19 protein-coding genes and 1 pseudogene are annotated in these 17,187 nt (G+C 70.5%); 9 read left to right on the top strand and 11 right to left on the bottom strand.

Annotated elements, in window-relative coordinates; translation table 11 throughout:
• Positions 1–144 precede the first annotated feature (144 nt).
• From BEN78_08310 to BEN78_08285, 6 genes are read left to right on the top strand one after another with little or no spacing between them, the layout of a single operon-like run.
• The gene (locus BEN78_08310) at positions 145–1,035 is read left to right on the top strand and encodes a hypothetical protein (protein ID ASR43377.1); all 891 of its coding nucleotides are present in this window, start codon (positions 145–147) and stop codon (positions 1,033–1,035) included.
• Positions 1,032–2,108, top strand: coding sequence for a type 2 isopentenyl-diphosphate Delta-isomerase (locus BEN78_08305; GenBank protein ID ASR43376.1), 1,077 nt, complete (start codon positions 1,032–1,034; stop codon positions 2,106–2,108). Before BEN78_08310 ends, BEN78_08305 begins: the two co-directional genes overlap by 4 nt.
• Positions 2,105–3,385 carry a zeaxanthin glucosyltransferase gene (locus BEN78_08300; GenBank protein ASR43375.1) on the top strand — a complete coding sequence of 427 codons (1,281 nt, stop codon included), beginning with the start codon at positions 2,105–2,107 and terminating at the stop codon, positions 3,383–3,385. The genes BEN78_08305 and BEN78_08300 overlap by 4 nt, the downstream gene beginning before the upstream one ends.
• Positions 3,385–4,554, top strand: a complete 1,170-nt coding sequence (locus tag BEN78_08295) for a lycopene cyclase (protein ASR43374.1) — start codon at positions 3,385–3,387, stop codon at positions 4,552–4,554. Before BEN78_08300 ends, BEN78_08295 begins: the two co-directional genes overlap by 1 nt.
• Positions 4,551–6,041, top strand: a complete 1,491-nt coding sequence (locus BEN78_08290; protein ID ASR43373.1) for a phytoene dehydrogenase — start codon at positions 4,551–4,553, stop codon at positions 6,039–6,041. Before BEN78_08295 ends, BEN78_08290 begins: the two co-directional genes overlap by 4 nt.
• The gene (locus BEN78_08285; GenBank protein ASR43372.1) at positions 6,038–6,982 is read left to right on the top strand and encodes a phytoene synthase; all 945 of its coding nucleotides are present in this window, start codon (positions 6,038–6,040) and stop codon (positions 6,980–6,982) included. The genes BEN78_08290 and BEN78_08285 overlap by 4 nt, the downstream gene beginning before the upstream one ends.
• On the opposite strand, the gene BEN78_08280 is transcribed toward BEN78_08285, so the two are convergent.
• Positions 6,965–7,477, bottom strand: coding sequence for a beta-carotene hydroxylase (locus BEN78_08280; GenBank protein ASR43371.1), 513 nt, complete (start codon positions 7,475–7,477; stop codon positions 6,965–6,967). The two genes, BEN78_08285 and BEN78_08280, sit on opposite strands and share 18 nt — an antisense overlap.
• A gap of 87 nt (positions 7,478–7,564) precedes the next feature.
• On the opposite strand from BEN78_08280, the gene BEN78_08275 reads away from it, so the two are divergent.
• Positions 7,565–8,176 carry a hypothetical protein gene (locus BEN78_08275; protein ASR43370.1) on the top strand — a complete coding sequence of 204 codons (612 nt, stop codon included), beginning with the start codon at positions 7,565–7,567 and terminating at the stop codon, positions 8,174–8,176.
• A 24-nt stretch (positions 8,177–8,200) separates the two neighbouring features.
• Here BEN78_08275 and BEN78_08270 read toward each other — a convergent pair whose 3' ends face one another.
• Complete coding sequence (locus BEN78_08270; GenBank protein ID ASR43369.1) at positions 8,201–9,427, bottom strand: Fosmidomycin resistance protein; 1,227 nt, start codon at positions 9,425–9,427, stop codon at positions 8,201–8,203.
• 168 nt (positions 9,428–9,595) lie between these two features.
• Between BEN78_08270 and BEN78_08265 the strand changes: the two genes are divergently transcribed.
• Entirely contained in the window at positions 9,596–10,051 is a 456-nt protein-coding gene (locus BEN78_08265) for a GNAT family N-acetyltransferase (protein ASR45020.1), read from the top strand.
• A gap of 18 nt (positions 10,052–10,069) precedes the next feature.
• Here the strand turns inward: BEN78_08265 and BEN78_08260 are convergent, their stop codons facing one another.
• The 8 genes and pseudogenes from BEN78_08260 to BEN78_08225 form a co-directional block, all read right to left on the bottom strand.
• Positions 10,070–10,381: a hypothetical protein gene (locus BEN78_08260; protein ID ASR43368.1), complete on the bottom strand. Its 312-nt coding sequence runs from the start codon at positions 10,379–10,381 to the stop codon at positions 10,070–10,072.
• Positions 10,378–10,710 (bottom strand): hypothetical protein, encoded by a 333-nt coding sequence (locus tag BEN78_08255; GenBank protein ASR43367.1) that lies wholly within the window; start codon positions 10,708–10,710, stop codon positions 10,378–10,380. Before BEN78_08255 ends, BEN78_08260 begins: the two co-directional genes overlap by 4 nt.
• A gap of 8 nt (positions 10,711–10,718) precedes the next feature.
• The gene (locus BEN78_08250) at positions 10,719–11,387 is read right to left on the bottom strand and encodes a hypothetical protein (GenBank protein ID ASR43366.1); all 669 of its coding nucleotides are present in this window, start codon (positions 11,385–11,387) and stop codon (positions 10,719–10,721) included.
• Positions 11,388–11,964: 577 nt separating this feature from the next.
• Entirely contained in the window at positions 11,965–12,225 is a 261-nt protein-coding gene (locus BEN78_08245; protein ID ASR43365.1) for a hypothetical protein, read from the bottom strand.
• Positions 12,226–12,345: 120 nt separating this feature from the next.
• The gene (locus BEN78_08240) at positions 12,346–12,975 is read right to left on the bottom strand and encodes a hypothetical protein (GenBank protein ASR43364.1); all 630 of its coding nucleotides are present in this window, start codon (positions 12,973–12,975) and stop codon (positions 12,346–12,348) included.
• A gap of 21 nt (positions 12,976–12,996) precedes the next feature.
• Complete coding sequence (locus tag BEN78_08235) at positions 12,997–13,548, bottom strand: hypothetical protein (protein ASR43363.1); 552 nt, start codon at positions 13,546–13,548, stop codon at positions 12,997–12,999.
• A gap of 36 nt (positions 13,549–13,584) precedes the next feature.
• A pseudogene (locus BEN78_08230) lies at positions 13,585–14,132 on the bottom strand (N-acetylmuramidase).
• A 382-nt stretch (positions 14,133–14,514) separates the two neighbouring features.
• Positions 14,515–15,189, bottom strand: a complete 675-nt coding sequence (locus BEN78_08225; GenBank protein ID ASR43362.1) for a hypothetical protein — start codon at positions 15,187–15,189, stop codon at positions 14,515–14,517.
• Positions 15,190–15,613: 424 nt separating this feature from the next.
• On the opposite strand from BEN78_08225, the gene BEN78_08220 reads away from it, so the two are divergent.
• Positions 15,614–16,057, top strand: coding sequence for a hypothetical protein (locus BEN78_08220; protein ID ASR43361.1), 444 nt, complete (start codon positions 15,614–15,616; stop codon positions 16,055–16,057).
• Positions 16,058–16,167: 110 nt separating this feature from the next.
• On the opposite strand, the gene BEN78_08215 is transcribed toward BEN78_08220, so the two are convergent.
• Positions 16,168–17,148, bottom strand: a complete 981-nt coding sequence (locus BEN78_08215; protein ID ASR43360.1) for an NAD(P)H-quinone oxidoreductase — start codon at positions 17,146–17,148, stop codon at positions 16,168–16,170.
• Positions 17,149–17,187: the final 39 nt, after the last annotated feature.

The raw sequence follows: 17,187 nt of genomic DNA, 5'->3' as shown, positions 1-17,187 counted from the left end.
CCGGTTTCGTGGGATGTGAACGCGGGCTCGACAGGGATTCGGCGAGGATTGGGGCGCACGTCCCTGCATCGCACGCCGTCGTCCGCGACCGGCCTTCGGTCGTGAGGGCTATCACGTCGTTTCCCTGCACCCCGAGGAATCTCCATGCGCGCTCTGGTCGTTCCGCTGCAGGATGCGCCATCGCCCGAACGCCTGAGAGGCCGCATCGATGCGCGCCTGTCCGAACTGCTGCCTCGGCCCGCCGATCATCGCGATCTGGTGTGCATGGCGATGCGCGAGGCTGCGCTCGCGGCGGGCAAGCGGACGCGTCCATTGATGGTCCTGATCGCGGGCCGGGAGCTCGGCGGCGATCTGGCCGCTTTGCTCGACCTGGGCTGCGCGGTGGAGATGGTGCATGCCGCCTCGCTGGTGCTCGACGACATGCCGTGCATGGACAACGCGGCGCTGCGGCGCGGCCGGCCGACGATCCACCGCCGTTTCGGCGAGGACGTCGCGGCGCTGGCCTCGGTCGGGCTGCTCAGCCAGGCATTCGCGACGGTCGCGGCCTTGCCGGGCGTCGCCCCCGCCGCGCGTACGCGCATGGTCGGGGTGCTCGCCACGGCGATCGGCCCCCAGGGGTTGGTGCGCGGCCAGTGCCTGGATCTGCGCGACAGCGGCGCACGCGCCGCCGACGACATCGCCGACACCAACCATCTCAAGACCGGCGCGCTGTTCGCAGCGGCGCTGGAGATGGCCGCGCTGCTCGCCGATGCCGACGACGCCACGCGGCGCGCGCTCGGCCGGGTCGCGCTCGAGCTGGGGCAGGCGTTCCAGCTCCAGGACGATCTGCGTGACCGCCACGACAGTGCGTCCACCGGCAAGGACAGCCACCAGGACGCCGGCAAGTCGACCCTGCTGGCATTGCTCGGCGCCGACGAAGTCGAGCGCCGCCTGCGTGCGCATCTGCGGCGCGCCCGCGACACGCTGGCTGACATCTACGGCGAGGACAGCGCGCTGGAGGCATACTGCAGCCGCCTGTTCGGAGCGTCGCGATGAAGCTGGCATCCGGTGCCGGCGATGTCGCGCCGCTGGTGGCACGCAAGAACGATCACCTGGACATCGTGCTCGACGAGGCCCGTGCCCGCACGTGCGTCGCGACCGGCCTGGCCGACTATGCGTTCGAGCACTGCGCGCTGCCCGAGCTCGACCTCGACGCGATCGATCTGGGCACCACGCTGTTCGGACGCCCGCTGCGCGCGCCGCTGCTGATCAGCTCGATGACCGGCGGCGCACTGCGCGCGACCGCGATCAACCGTCACCTCGCCGAGGCCGCGCAATCGCTGGGCATCGCGCTGGCCGTGGGCTCGCAGCGGGTGGCGCTGGAAACGCAGGCCGACCACGGCCTGACCCGGGACCTGCGGCGGCGCGCGCCCGACGTGCCGATCCTCGCCAATCTCGGCGCTGCGCAACTGCGTGACGGCGGCCCGGACCTCGCACGACGTGCGGTCGAGATGATCGACGCCGACGCGTTGATCGTGCATCTCAACCCGCTGCAGGAAGCGGTCCAGCGCGGCGGCGATCGCGACTGGCGCGGCATCCTCGGCGCGATCGAGCACCTGGCCACGCGTGCGTCGGTTCCGCTGGTGGCCAAGGAGGTGGGCGCAGGTCTGTCGCCGGATGTCGCCCGGCGCCTGTGGGATGCGGGCGTGTCGGTGATCGACGTTGCCGGTGCCGGTGGCACCAGTTGGGCTGCGGTCGAGGCCGAGCGCGCACGCGATCCTGCAGACCGGGCCGTGGCGATGGCCTTCGCCGGCTGGGGCATCCCGACCGCGCAGGCGATTACCGACGTCCGCCAGGCGCTGCCCGAAGCCACACTGATCGCCTCGGGCGGGATCCGCGACGGCGTCGATGCCGCCAAGGCGATTGCCCTGGGGGCCGATCTCGTCGGCCAGGCCGCATCGCTGCTCGCCAGTGCGGTGACCTCGACCGAGGCGGTCATCGCCCACTTCGAGATCGTGGTGCGCCAGTTGCGGATCGCCTGCTTCTGCACCGCCAGCCGCGACCTCGACGCCTTGCGACGGGCGCCCCTGCGCGTCCGGCACGGCGACCGTGTCCTGCCGCCGGCATGACCCATTTCGCGTTCGTCGCCCCGCCCTTTCCCAGCCACATGCGCGCACTGCAGACAGTCGCGCAAGCACTGATCGATCGCGGCCACCAGGCCACCTTCTTCCACCTGCCCGAGGCCGCGGCCTGGCTCGCCGACCCGCGCATCGGCTTTCGCGCGATCGGGGCGGCCGACCAGCCTGCCGGCACGTTGGCCGCGATGCTGCGGCGGGCCGCGCGGCCCGGTGGGCCCTTGGGCCTGCGCCGCGTGATCCTGGACGTCGCCGAGTCGACCGACCTGCTGTGCCGCACCCTGCCCGATGCGTTCGCGCGCGCCGGTATCGACGCAGTGGTCTGCGACCAGATGGAGGCGGCCGGCGGCCTGGTGGCCGAGGCGCTCGGCCTGCCCTACGTCTCGGTCGCCTGCGCGCTGCCGGTCAACCGCGAGCCCGGCGTGCCGCTGCCGGTGATGCCGTGGGCCTACGCCGACGACGCCCGGACGCGGCAGCTGTGCGAGGCGAGCAGCCGCGTCTACGACCGTCTGATGGCGCCGCACGGCCGGGTGATCGCGCGCCACGCGGCAGCGTTCGGCCTGTCGCCCCGCCACGCGCTGCACGACTGCCTGTCGCCGTATGCGCAACTCAGCCAGACCGTCGTCGGGCTGGAGTTCCCGCGCCATGCGCTGCCCGCGCACTTCCATCATGTCGGCCCGTTACGCGACGCTGCGCCCGATCCGCCGCTGACCTTGGACTTGGCGGCGGACCGGCCGGTGGTGTTCGCGTCGCTGGGCACCCTGCAGGGCCAGCGGCTGGCGATCTTCCGCCGCATCGTGCGCGCCTGCCGCCGGCTGGGTGCGCATCTGGTGCTGGCCCACTGCGGTGGTCTGTCGCCGGCCCAGGCGCGCAGCCTGCAAATCCCCGGTGCGATCGAGGTCGTCGACTTCGTACCGCAGCGCGCGATGCTCGCGCGCGCCGATGCGGTGATCTCGCACGCCGGGCTCAATACTGTCCTCGATGCCTGCGTCGCTGGGACCCCGATCCTCGCGCTGCCGATCGCCTTCGACCAGCCTGGCGTCGCGGCGCGCGTGGTCCACGCCGGCGCCGGCCTGAAAGCCTCCGCGCACCTGGCCGGCGCCAGCACGCTGCAACGCCTGCTCTCCCGGCTGCTCGACGAACCGGGCTTCGGGCAGCGTGCGCAGGCGCTGGGCGTCGCGGCGCAGGCCGCGGGCGGCAGCGCGCGTGCCGCCAGGATCGCGGAGGCGGTGGCGACCACTGCCCGCCCGGTTTTGGCCGAGGCCGCCTGATGGATGCGCACCATGACCTGATCCTGGTCGGCGCCGGGTTGGCCAACGCGCTGATCGCGTTGCGCCTGCGCGATACCCGTCCCGACCTGCGCGTGCTGATGCTCGAGCGCGGCCCCCAGCCCTGCGGCAACCACACCTGGTCGTTCCACGACAGCGACCTGACCGACGCGCAGCGGCACTGGCTGGCACCGCTGGTGCATCGCCACTGGCCGGCGTACACGGTGCGTTTCCCCGAGCGGCAACGGCGCCTGGACGGCGGTTACGCCAGCGTGCTGTCGGACACCCTCGCAGCGCGTCTGCGCGACGCCCTCGGCGACGCGCTGCACTGCGACACGGCGGTCGTCGAACTGGCGCCGACGCATGTCGTGCTCGGCGATGGCCGCACACTCACCGCCGGCGCCGTCGTCGATGGCCGCGGCGCGCGCGCCAGCCGGTTCATGGCGCTCGGCCACCAGGCGTTTCTCGGCCGCGTGCTGCGCACCGCGCAACCGCACGGGCTCGAACTGCCGGTGATCATGGACGCCGATGTGGCCCAGGGGCTGGGCTACCGCTTCGTCTACCTGCTGCCGTTCTCGGCTGACACCGTGCTGGTGGAGGACACCCACTACGTCGACGACGACCGGCCCGATTTCGATGCGCTCGGCGCGAACATCGACCGCTACGCACGCAACCGTGGCTGGCAGGTGGCCGCCTGCCTGCGCGAGGAACGCGGCGTGCTGCCGATCGTGCTCGACGGCGATGTCGATGCGTTCTGGGACGAAGGCGGCCATCAGCCGCGCGCCGGCCTTGCCGCCGGGTTGTTCCACGCCACCACCGGCTACTCGCTGCCGCACGCCGTCCGGCTCGCCGACCGCATCGTCGCAAGCCAAAAGCTCGATGCCGAGTCCCTGTACGCACTCACCCGGGACGAAGCGCGCGCGCACTGGCAGCGTCAGACGTTCTTCCGCGCGCTCAACCGCATGCTGTTCCGCGCCGGCCGCCCGCAAGACCGCTGGCGTGTGATGCAGCGCTTCTACGGCCTGCCGGCCGGTCTCATCGCCCGGTTCTATGCCGACCGGCTGCAACTGCTGGACAAGCTGCGCATCGTCGCCGGCAAGCCGCCGGTGCCGGTCGCGGCGGCTTGGCGCGCCGTGCGCGGCACCCCTATCGCCTCGAGGAACATGCAATGACGTCACCCAAACGCGCCGTGGTCATCGGCGCGGGTTTCGGCGGGCTCGCGCTCGCCATCCGGCTGCAGGCCGGCGGCTGGCAGACCACGCTGCTCGAAAAGCGCGACAAGCCGGGCGGCCGCGCCTACGTCTACGAAGACCAGGGCTTCGTCTTCGACGCCGGCCCGACCGTGATCACCGACCCTTCGGCGCTGGAAGAACTGTTCGCGCTGACCGGCCGGCGCATGGCCGACTACGTCGAGCTGCTGCCGGTCGAGCCGTTCTATCGGCTGTGTTGGGAGGATGGCTCGCACTTCGACTATGCCAACGACCAGGAGGCGCTCGACCGCCAGATCCACGCGCGCAATCCGGCCGATGTCGCCGGCTATCGGCGTTTTCTGGCGTATTCCAAGGACGTCTTCGAGGCCGGCTATGTCGAACTGGGCGCAGTGCCATTCCTGTCGTTCCGCGACATGCTCGCTGCCGGCCCGCGTCTGGCCCGGCTGCAGGCCTGGAAGAGCGTGTACGGCATGGTGGCGCGCTTCATCCAGGACGAGCAGCTGCGCCAGGCATTCTCGTTCCATTCGCTGCTGGTCGGCGGCAATCCGTTCAAGACCTCGTCCATCTACACGCTGATCCACGCGCTGGAGCGGCAGTGGGGGGTGTGGTTCCCGCGTGGCGGCACCGGTGCGCTGGTGCGCGGGCTGGTGCGGCTGTTCGAGGACATGGGCGGGCGCATCGAACTCAATGCGGATGTCGCCCGGATCGAGGTCGCGCAGTCGCGCGCCACCGGCGTGCAGTTGACCGACGGCCGGCAGTTCGCGCTCGACGCGCTGGCCTCCAATGCCGATGTCGTGCACACCTACGATCGCTTGCTCGGCCACCATCCGCGCGGCGCACAGCAGGCGGCCGCGCTCAAACGCAAGCGCTTCAGCATGTCGCTGTTCGTGTTGTACTTCGGCCTCGATCGCCGTCACGAGCAGTTGCGGCATCACACCGTGTGCTTCGGCCAGCGCTACCGCGGACTGATCGATGAGATCTTCGACGGCCCGACGCTCCCCAACGACTTTTCGCTCTACCTGCATGCGCCCTGCGCGACCGATCCATCGCTCGCACCGCCGGGCTGCGGCAGCCACTACGTGCTCGCACCGGTGCCGCACCTGGGCAACGCCGACATCGACTGGGATATCGAAGGGCCCCGCTACCGCGACCGCATCTTCGACTACCTCGAGCGCTTCTACATGCCCGGCCTGCGTCAGCAACTGGTCACCAGCCGCTTCATCACCCCGTTCGATTTCCGCGACACGCTCAACGCACACCACGGCTCGGCGTTCTCGCTCGAACCGGTGCTGACCCAGAGCGCATGGTTCCGTCCGCACAACCGAGACGCCGACATTCCCAATCTCTACCTCGTCGGGGCCGGCACCCATCCCGGTGCCGGCGTGCCCGGCGTCGTCGGCTCGGCCAAGGCCACCGCCGCATTGATGCTGGACAGCGCGGCGCCATGAGCGACGCGCTGCTCGCGCACGCGCATCGCACGATCGCGGTCGGCTCCAAGAGCTTCGCCACCGCGTCGCGGTTGTTCGACGCCCGCACCCGTCGTAGTGCCGTGCTGCTCTACGCCTGGTGCCGCCATTGCGATGACGTTGTCGATAGCCAGCAACTGGGCGCGGGCGGCGCGATCGAGCCGGACGGCCGCGGCGCCGAGCGTCTGCGCGAGCTCTATGCGCAGACCCACCGCGCCTACGCAGGTGAGACGATGACAGAGCCCGCGTTCGCCGCGCTGCAGGCGGTCGCCCGCGCGCACCGCATCCCGATCTCGCTGCCGCTGGCGCATCTGGACGGCTTTGCGATGGACGTCGAGGGTCAGCGCTACGACACGCTCGATGACACGCTGCGCTACTGCTACCACGTCGCCGGCGTGGTCGGGCTAATGATGGCGCGCATCATGGGCGCGCACGACGAGGCCACCCTCGACCGCGCCTGCGACCTCGGCCTGGCGTTCCAACTGACCAACATCGCCCGCGATATCGTCGACGACGCGCAGCTCGGCCGCTGCTATCTGCCCGAGACCTGGCTGGCCGCGCACCGGGTGCCGAGGGCCGAACTGGCCGACCCTCGCCGCCGGCACGCATTGGCCGAGATGGCCGCAGCGCTCGTGCGCGCCGCCGAGCCCTACTACGCCTCCGCCCGGCACGGCCTAACGGCGCTGCCGCTGCGCTCGGCGTGGGCGGTGGCCACCGCCCACGGGGTCTATCGCGAAATCGGCCTGCGGGTCGAGCGCGAGGGTGCGCGGGCCTGGGATCGGCGGGTCAGCACCTCGCGTGCGACCAAGCTGCGTCTGCTCCTGCGCGCCGCCGGCACCGCGGTGGGTTCGCGGTGGCAGGCCCCGCCCGCGCGTCCGACGCAACTGTGGCAGCGGCCGCCGACCTCAGGCGCGGGGATCTGACCTGCGCGTATCCTGCCGGCGCAGCGGGCCGCCGTGGATGCGCCGCAGATCGGTCTTGAGCCGGTCCACCGAGGGCGCCCACAGGAAGCCGAACGACACGCAGCCGTCCTTGCCGTCCACCGCGTGGTGCATGCGATGGGCCTGGTACAGGCGTTTGAGATAGCCGCGGCGCGGCACGTAGCGGAATGGCCAGCGCTGGTGCACCAGGCCATCGTGCGCGATGAAGTAGAGCGCGCCATAGGCAGTCATGCCCGCGCCGATCCATTGCAACGGCGGCCAGCCGTTCGTCCCCAGATAGATCAGCGCGATCGCGATGCCGGCGAACACCACCGCGAACAGGTCGTTCTTCTCGAAGCGCCCTTGCCGCGGCACATGGTGCGAACGATGCCAGCCCCACCCCCAGCCGTGCATGATGTATTTGTGCGCGGCCCAGGCCACCCACTCCATCGCAGCCAGTGTGCAGAGGAAGACCGCAGTGTTGGTAAGCAGGGACATGGCCAGCGTCGCAGGCGGATGCGACAGCGTACCCGCGTGCCGTGAAAGGCCGCGTCAGGGCCGCATGACCCAGCGGTCGCGACGCCCGTGAACCGGCCCCGATCCTGGCGCTCGGGCTGGCGCCTGGAGGACAGACTGGCCTTCCCACGCCTGCGCTGGCTGCGCCACGACGACCTGATCGTGCTGGCGACACTGGGCCTGCACGTGCTGTGGCTGCGCGTGCTCGGTCGCAGCCTGGTCTGCCCCTGTGGCGTGGTCACGCTGTGGCAGTTCAGCGACGAACCCGTGCAGAACTCCCAACAGGTCGCCGACCCCTACTCGCTACTCCACGTCGTCTTCGGGATGGGGCTCTATCTCGTCTTCACCTGGCTGCGTCCGCGCTGGCCACGCATCGACCGCGCGGTGCTGGCGCTGATCAGCAGCACCGCCTGGGAGATCGTCGAAAACACGCCCTGGGTCATCGCGCTTCTGAACAACGCGACCAACGCCGCGCCGGACTACCACGGCGACAGCATTCTCAACTCGCTGGCAGACACCGGCTTTGCGATGCTCGGCTTCGCGATCGCCGCGCGCCTGCCCTTGCGGTGGATCCTCGTGCTGGCGCTGGTGCTCGAACTGATCGTGAGCCTACGCATCCACGATGGCTTCCTGCTCGCCAGCGGCCGTCTGGTGCTCGGGCTCTTCGGACGAGTCGGGTAATCGCCACCGCAAGGCGGCGTTTACTCAGATCCGGCCGCCCGGCGTGCGCGGCAGCAGCGCGGTCGCCAGCCCGAGCAGCGGCAGGAAGGCGGTGACGTGGTACACCCAGACGATGCCGCGCGCGTCCGCGAGTTGCCCCAGCGCAGCCGCGCCGATGCCGCCGATCCCGAACATCAGGCCGAACATCACGCCCGACACCATGCCCACGCGTCCCGGGACCGCCTCCTGCGCATAGACCACCAGCGCGGCGAACGCCGACGACATCACCAGGCCGATCACTACGGCGAGTACGGCGGTCGCCACCAAGCCGACATACGGCAGTGCCAGCGCGAACGGCGCCACGCCCAGGAACGAGATCCAGATCACCGCCTTGCGTCCGATGCGATCGCCGACTGGACCGCCGGCGAATGTGCCCAGCGCGATCGCGCCCAGGAACAGGAACAGGCAGACCTGGCTCTGCTGCACGCCCAAGCCGAAGCGCTCGATGAGGTAGAACGTGAAGTAGTTGGTGAACGAGGCGATGTAGACGAACTTCGCGAACATCAGCACCGCCACCACCGCGATCGCCTGGACGACCTTGCTGCGCGGCAATCCGCTGCCGCGGCGGCCCGCCAGGCTCGCCAGCCGCGCCTGACCGTGCTGCACCGACCAGCGCGTGAGCCGCAGCAGCACGAACACCGCGAGCCCTGCGACCAGCATCAACCAGGCGACCGCCGACTGCCCGTGCGGGATCACGACCGCGGCCGCCAGCAGCGGACCGATAGCCTGACCGGTGTTGCCGCCGACCTGGAACGTCGACTGCGCGGTGCCGAAGCGCCCGCCCGATCCCATCCGCGCCACACGCGAGGCCTCGGGATGGAAGGTCGCCGAGCCCACGCCGACGATCGCCGCTGCCAGCAGCAGCATCGGATAGCTGTGCGCCGCCGCGAGGGTTGCGATGCCGACGAAGGTCACCGCCATACCGGCCGGCAGCAGATACGGCATCGGGTGACGGTCGGTGTACAGGCCGATCCACGGCTGCAGCAGCGAGGCGGTGATCTGGTAGACCAATGCGATGCCGCCGATCTGGCCGAAGCTCAGGTCGAAATCGCGCTTGAGCAGCGGGAAGATCGCCGGCAGCGTCGCCTGGATCAGGTCGTTGAGCAGGTGCGCGAACGCGGCGGCGCCGACCACACCGAGCGCGAAGCCCTGCGCAGGCGAGGTCGGATCGGATGCAACGGCGGTGGGGGGTTGGGACGAAGGCTCGGACATCGAAGATCGATCGAATCGCGAGCGCCGCGGGCCGCGCGCAGGCACGGTCGATGCCGACGGCCTCGGCACGCATCGGCGGCGCCGGATGCGTCTGTGTGGGGGAACGGAAGCCTAGGCCATCGCCGCCGGCGTGTCATGCGCCCGCACACGCGCCGGTATGCTGTGGACATGCACGAACACGCCAACACCGAATTCACGCTGCGTCCTGCGCGGCTCGACGACATCAACGGCATCTTCCATGTCCGCACCTCGGTCCGCGAGAACGCGCTGAGCCTCGATGCGCTCGCAGCCCTGGGCATCACGCCCGCATCGATCGCGCAGAGGCTGCAGGGCGCGCCCTGCGCCTGGGTCGCCTGTGACGGGCCGGCGATCGTGGGCTTTTCGATGGTCGACCTGGACGAAGGCGCGCTGTTCGCCGCCTTCGTGCTGCCCTCGCACGAGGGCCGCGGTATCGGCAAGGCGCTCGTCGCGCCGGCCGAGCGCGCCTTGTTCGCGCGGCATCCGGTCGCTTGGCTCGAAACCGCCCGCGCCTCGCGCGCCGAGGGCTTCTACCGCCGTCTGGGCTGGGGCGATGCGACCGACATCGGCGGCGGCGACATCCGATTGGAAAAGCCCCGGCCCTGATGCAGGCCGGGCATTCGGTCAGCGCGCCGTCGGCCCGATTCCACCCGCGCCCTTCGTGCGTGCAGCTCGGCGACGCTGCCGGCGTTCGAGCCGCGCCCATTCGAGCAGCAGCAGCGCCATGCCCCCGTTGAGCACGAGTTCGCCGGGCCAGATGGCCGCGTAGCCGTGCCCGGTGTCCATCGCCGCAACCAGGCCCACGACATCGACGATGGCGCCCGCAGCGACCAAGGTGCCGCACAGCTTGATGCCGCGGGGTTGCCCGGTGGCGGTCATCATCCACAGCGCGGCGACGACCAGCAGCAAAGTGACGATGAGGTAGGCGATGGTCATGGGCGGCCCTCGCGGTCCGGGCCGACGACGCGCTCGACCAGTCGCTCGGCCATGCGATCGCCGCGACGATGCAGCAGCCGCTGCACGATCGCGGTCGCCTGCAGCCCGAAACAGCCGACCAGAAAGGCGATGCCGGCCTGCAGGTGCGCGCCGGCACCGGCGAAGAAGCGTTCGTTGAGTGCCGGCCCGACGAACACCGCGACCAGCGCACCGCTGATCGCCCGCACCATCGCCCGGTGCCGCGACGGCGCATCGTCGAGGACCAGCGGCAACAGCGCACCGCAGACCCCGGCCAGGACAATCCACAGTTGGATCAGCATGCTGTCCATGGCCGTCCTCACTTCGGCAACAGCACGACATCCGCGCCGCGTGCACCGCGCACCGTGACCGTCGCACCGGGCGCGCTCGGAACCACGACCGTGCGGCCCACCCACCGGTCGCAGCTTCCGCCACTGGTGCCTGCAGTGAACACATGCCACTGCTGGGCCCCGTCCACGGCCGCCAGCTCCAGGGCGACCCGGCACGGCGTCGCGCCGCCCTGACGCCACTCGCCCGACCGCTCCCCCAGCGTGGCGGCGACCAGACGCAGTTCGACCGCAGCGTCGCCAGGCGCCGACAGCGTCAGCGTGCGCGGCCCGCTCGCCGTGACCGCATCGCCTGTCGGGCGCAGGGTAAGTGGCGTCAGCGACAGCCCGTCCAGGCGCACATGCCGGCCGTCGATCTGCACCATCAGCCGGCGCCCGGACAGGCGGTCGCAGGCCGTGCCACCGTTCACCGACAGCCCCGCCGTGTAGCCGGTGCCCTCGCGCTTGAGCGGCAGCCGGCACGCCCATGGCGCGCCGAGGCGCAGCTCGCCGCCGCCCGGCGCCAGTTGCAACCGCACCGCATGCGGCACCGGGCCGTCCCATCCGCTCCCCAGCCAGACCTCGGGATCGGCGGCCTGTCCGGCGAGTGTCGGCAGCCAGGCGGCGAGCAGCACGATGCCTCGCAATCTCCACTTGTCCATGTTCGCTGTCCTCTGATTCGTCGACCGCGGCATTGCGATCGATCAGCCCCACACGTGCCATGCCGATGCAACTGCCGTGGTCAGCGCCACCGCTGCCGTTGCCACGACCCAAGCGACGCTTCGCTTGCGCTGCGGGATCGGCGGCAGTGAGCGTGCGATCGCCTCGGCCATCTCCGGCGTCAGCTCGAACTCGACGGTGCGCCTCATCGCCGCAGCCCGGCAGTGGGTAACGGCACGTCATCGAAGTACACCCGGATCTCTTCGCAGTCCTCGCCGTGCAGTTCGACCCGCAGCCGATGCACGACCTCCCGCCCGCGCCGGCGCCCGAGCAGCCGCAACGCGTGCACGCGGCCGTCGGCATCGCGCCGCACGGTGCAGGCAATCTGCAGCTCGGCATGGGCGAGGCGATGCCGCCGCCACGGGCGCAGGCTCTCGAGTGCGGTGCCCCAAGTGCGAGCCGCACCAATGCCTCGTGTCGGCAGCGCTGGAAGGTGGTTTCCATGCGCGCGCGTCCATCACGTACGGCGCCCTGGAAGGCGTCCACCAACATGGTGAGTGGATAGCGCTGGACCGCCACTCAGGCGCCCTCCATCCAGGCGGGCTTGCGCGGGAAGCCGACGTGGTAGCAGAGCCATTGCAGCACCACCTGATGCTCGCCGACCTGGAGAATGGTGAAGCTCTTCTCCAGCCCGATGATGCTGCCGCGCGGTGCGTCGGTCAGGCAGCGATTGAGCAGCGCACGCGCCGCCTCGACTTCCTCGTCGGTACGCATGCGGGTGGGGTTGTCGGTCCCCACGACGATGCGTTTGACGAACTTCACCTCGCTCAGGTCGAACATCGGATGCTCCCGGTGCGTGTTCGGTCGCCATCAACGCCGGAGCGCATCGCCGTCAGCGTCGCGCCTCCATGTCGATCGCTGCGAAAGCGCGCCCGCGCACGCGGCGCGGGCGCGATGCGATCAGGTCACCGGCACCGGATCGCTGATCTTCCTCGGCGCACAGGCCGTCTGCAGGATGTCGAGCACCCGGGCCAGGCCTTCGGGCATCCCGTTGTCCTCGGCATGCACGTTGACGTGGTACTTGGCCGAGTTGTCCGACGAGCGGGTGTTCTCCTTGTGCGTGGCGACCGAGCCCTGGATGCGGACCTTGGCGCTGAACACCCCCCAGCCGACCTGCATCGTTGCGTCCAGGGTCGCCGAGGCGTCGGAGCTCTCCTTGCTGGAGAACGACGACTTCACCTCCATGTCGAAAGTGACATCCACGGTGTTGATCGACAGGTTGGGCACCTTGACGATCGCCAGCAGCGGCACCTCCAGTTCGACTTCCTCTTCATGGATGCCGGGGTTGGCCGGGTCGATGCTGTCCACCGGCCGCTTGAAGCGGAACGTGGCGGTGCGCGTGCCGCCGACACCGGTGGGGTCGTTCGCCGGGTCCGGCGGCGGCAGAAAGCCGATCACCTTGATGAAATCCGCAGTCGCCTGCGCGAGCCGGACCTGCGCGTCGCAGGCCGCGTTCAGCGGTCCACCGATGAGGTCGCCCATCGGCAACCCTTGGAACTGATCGGAAATGTTGACGAGTTCGTTTGCCATGTCATTGCTCCTTGAAGTCCGCTAGACCGGAAGGTCGCCCTCCTCGGGCGGCCAGCTCTGGCCGACCGTGCGAAAGACGCCCTGGGTCTGCGCGAGATGGTTGATGAGTCTGGCGGCGCCGTCCGTCGGCTCGGAGCCCTCCACGCGCAGCACCACGTGGACGGATCCTTGTCCACCAGCGACCGCCGCGCCGGTGTCGACGTTGATACAGGGCCGAGGCCCGCTGCCGCGGCGCGTCCAGGCGCGCTCGGGCGGATCGTCGCGGGCAGGCGTCTGCTCTTCGCGCGCGGTCAACCCGCCCAGGTCGGCGTCGAAGGTGATCTCGACATCCTTGATGCGCAGCACATTGGTGGACACCAGCGGCAGCAGCGGCGCCCGGTAGAGATCCTCATCGCCGGCTTGCGCGTCGGGGTGCATCGACGGCAGCCGGATCACCACGCTCTTGGGTCGGTTGTCCTCGTCGAAGAACTCACCCAGGTGCGCGGTCTGGTGCTGCTCGATCCGGTCCTGCGCCTCGATCACTGCGCCTGCAAGCGCTTCGATCAGGCTGTTGAGCGTTGTCTGTGTCGTCATGATGGGCGTCCTCGCCGGCAGGCGCCGGGTGTGCGTTCAACCAGCCGTCGGATTGGCGGGAAAGGCCTCGACCCGCGCCAGCCAGCCGCGCAGGAAGCGCTGCAGCGAGGGCCGTCGCGCGACAAGCGTGCGGTAGTAATCGACGCGCCCCTTGCGATAGGCGAGATAGACCGCAACCGGGTCGGCCGCCTGGAGCGCGGCGAACGTGCCTGGGCCGAACGCCCCGTCCACCTGCAGCCGCGGCTGCGCCCCCAGCTCATTGAGCACGCGCTGCAGCAGCTTGATGGCGTTGGCGCCGGCGTTGACATAGAAGTCGAACACGATCTCGGCCAAGGGCTGCAGTGAGATCGCATCGCCGTGCAGCGGGTCCCAGTACAGCCGGCGATAGAGCACCGCGGCTTGCGCGTCGGTCAGCGCGCGCAGGGTCTCCAGGCTGGGGGCCACGCCGAGCAGGGCCTGTGCATGCCGGCGAAAGGTCGCGAACGTGATGCCTTTGTTGGTCGCGCCCCCGGGTCGGCCGGATCGTTGACGTAGCCGCCCTCGAAGCGCAGCAAATGGGGGAAAAAGCGTTGAAAGTCAGCCATGACATCCTCGTTTCGCGATGCGCTGTGCGGTGGATGCAGCCTCGCCGACGCCGCGCCCGGGCCCCATCGGCAGGATGCCGAGACCGCGATGGACGAATGCCGACCTTGCACGGCGCGCGCGCGCAGGCGCGCGGCGGTCGCACCGATGACATCGGAACTGGCGCCGCCAAGGATCGGCATCGCACCGATGGCAAGCCCTGTGCCCGGCGACAACAGTGCCGTGCACGCGCCGTTGCGCGCGACCGGAGCCGGGCCCCGTATGTCGATACGCCTGATGCCATTGCCCTGCCCGACAGTGCGCACGCGCCCATGCGCGCCGACCGCCGCCGGTCGATCGAGGGTGCGTTCCTGCGCGTCGGGTATGCGTGCACCGGGCATGCCGTCAGCCGGCGCCGTGCGCACCATCGGCGCCCGCCTCCTCCAGGCGGCTGATCCCTTCGCGCAGCGCATACCGGGTCAGGCCGGCGATGCCCGCAACGCCGAGCTTGGCGAAAACATGCTCGCGATGCGTCGCCACCGTCTTTTCGCTGATGTGCAGCCGCGCGGCGATCTGCCGCGTCGACCAGCCTTCGGCATAGAGCTGGGTGACCTCGCGCTCGCGTCCGGTCAGCGGCGATGGGCCCAACGCCGCGTCGCGGTTGCGGTAGGCATCGATGAACACCGCCTCCAATCCCGGGCTGAGCACCATGCGACCGCCGGCCACACCGCGCAGCGCGGCAAGCAGGACCTCGACCGGATCGCGCTTGAGCACATAGCCGCGCGCGCCTGCATCGAAGGCCTCCTTGACCGCGCTGTGGCCACCGGCATGCGCCAGGCACAGCACGCGCGCCGCCGGTGTTCTCGCCAGCAGGCGGCGGGTCGCCTCGATGCCATTCATGCCCGACATCGTGGGCTCGACCACCGCGATGTCGAACGCCAGGCGCCGCGCGAGCCGCAGCATCTCCAGGCCGTCGCTGGCAACCCCCGCGATCTCGAGGTGTGGATCGCCGGCGAGCAATGCGCGCACACCATCGCGCACCAGTGTCTGGCCGTCGGCCAGCAGGATGCGCAGCGTCATCGCGCACCTCCGCACATTCCCACGTCCGCGCACAACGCCTGGCGCCGTTGCGCGGTCGTCTCGTTTCCATGCCGTCGCCGGATCATCGCTCCCTCCCTAGCGTCGATGACGCGGCGATTGCCGCCTCCGGACCGAGCATCACCAGCGCGCCGATCTAAGTCCTTCCGGAAAGCTTCCGGGCGGGCGGTGCGCCACGGCATCCGCCGATGCGCGACCCGCGCCGATCACAGGCGCGCGCGTTCCAACACGGACACGGACACGGACACGCGAAGACACCGGCATCTGCGCCGGCGCCACAGGAGGGCGAATGGCGAGCAAGATCCCGGGAGGCTCGGACCGATTCCGGATAGGCGACTGGATCGTCGTTCCCGCAGAGGGCCGCCTGCTACGCGCAGGCCATCGCCGTCGCCTGGAACCCAGGACCATGACCTTGCTGTGCGCGCTGGCCGCGAGTAACGGCGCGGTCCGCAGCGCCGATGCCCTGCTCGATGCCTGCTGGCCCGGACAGGACTTAAGTGACAACGCAGTGCATAAGCATGTGGCGTTGCTGCGCGCCGCGCTGGGCGATAGCGCCCAGGCCCCGCGCTACATCGACACGCTGCACCGGCGCGGCTATCGGCTGCTGGTCCCGGTGGCGCCGGTCATCGCACACGGCGGGGTTGCCAGCGCAGAGGCCGATGCCGCCGCGCTGGTGGCGGGCGCCTGCGCGCTGGACGATGTCCTGGATCCTGCGCCGCGAATGCGCGATGCCGGTGTCGACGCCTTGGTGCTCGCACGACTGGCCCGCGACAACCGCCGCTTGCGCACGCTCTGCGCGGCCTTGCTGCGGCGGTGTCGGGGAACCGAGCACGGGCCGCCGGTCGGCTGAGCCGTCACAACGCGGTGATCGAGCCGCGGGCCATCGGTTCTCGCATGTGCGGTCGCGCGCCTGGAACCGCGCGTAGCGCTGTCCTGCTGCGGGTGGTGACGCGTCCGTGCCTACGCGACCTCGAGCACCACCTTTCCAACATGCACGCCGGCCTCGAGGTAGGCGTGTGCGGCCGCGGCCTCGGCCAACGGGAACGTGCGGTCGACGACCGCGCGGACCCGCCCCTCGGCGATCCACGGCCACACCCTCCGTTCGACCGCTTCGGCCAGACGTGCCTTCTCATCGGCGCTGCGCGGCCGCAAGGTCGAGCCGGTGAGAACGGCCTGCTTCTGCATCAGCCGCATCACCGGAACCTCCAGCACCGCGCCGCCCAGCGCGGCGATGTAGACGATGCGCCCACCACGGTTGAGCGCGCGCAGCGTGGCCTCGAACGTCGGCGCGCCGACCATATCCAGCGCGACGTCGACGCCGCCGTGCGCGCGCGCGACCTCCGCGAAATCCTCGGTTCGCGTATCGACCGACACCTCTGCGCCCAGTGCGCGCGCCTGCGCGGCCTTCTCCGCGCCCCGGCTGCACGCCAGCACATGCGCCCCGGCCGCGCGCGCCATCTGGATCGCCGCCACGCCGATGCCCGAAGTCGCGCCATGCACCAGCAGCCATTCGCCGGCCTGCAGGGCGCCATGTTCGAACACGTTGGCGTAGACCGTGAACACGGTCTCCGGCAGCGCGGCGGCGTGGACCCAGTCCAGCCCGTCCGGTATCGGCAACACGTGACGGGCGTCGGCCAACGCGTGGGTCGCATAGCCGCCACCGCCCAGCAGCGCACAGACCCGGTCGCCCGGGCGCCATCGACCTGCGCCATGCACGATCTCGCCCGCCACCTCCAGGCCGAGCGTCTCCGGCGCGCCGGGCGGCGGCGGGTAGCTGCCGAGGCGCTGCACGATATCCGGCCGGTTGACGCCCGCCGCTCGCACCCGGATCAGCACCTGTCCCTCCGCCGGCACAGGCATCGGCAGTTCAACCGGATGCAGCGCATCCGCCTCGCCTTTGCCGTCGCGGATGGCGATGGCGGTCATGGTCGATGGCTGCATGGCGTTCCTGGGGTCGGCTGTGACGAAGCGCCAGAGCAT

The organism is Xanthomonas citri pv. mangiferaeindicae (genome assembly GCA_002240395.1).
Lineage (GTDB): Bacteria > Pseudomonadota > Gammaproteobacteria > Xanthomonadales > Xanthomonadaceae > Luteimonas > Luteimonas citri_A.
Note: the sequence above shows the minus strand (reverse complement) of the source record. Positions and strands in the feature narration are given on the sequence as shown.